Genomic DNA, 274 nt, shown 5'->3' with positions numbered 1-274 from the left:
TCTTGCAACTCTACTGTTTCGACAACGAGCAGATTTTCGACAACCGGTTCTGGTTGAGAAGGTTCTTGCAACTCTACTGTTTCGACAACGAGCAGATTTTCGACAACCGGTTCTGGTTGAGAAGGTTCTTGCAACTCTACCGTTTCGACAACCGGTTCTGGTTGAGGATGTTCTAGGGACTCTACTGTTTCGACAATCGGTTCTGGTTGAGGATGTTCTAGGGACTCTACTGTTTCGACAACGAGCAGATTTTCGACAATCGGTTCTGGTTGAG

At 46.7% G+C, this 274-nt stretch carries 1 pseudogene; it reads right to left on the bottom strand.

Annotated features, from left to right (window positions below):
* Window positions 1-274, bottom strand: a pseudogene (locus QUB61_RS04560) (signal recognition particle-docking protein FtsY); the annotation flags it as partial.

Origin of the sequence: Microcoleus sp. C2D2 (assembly GCF_036702495.1) — a bacterium.
Lineage (GTDB): Bacteria > Cyanobacteriota > Cyanobacteriia > Cyanobacteriales > Microcoleaceae > Microcoleus.
This window is presented reverse-complemented; position numbering and strand designations above follow the sequence as displayed.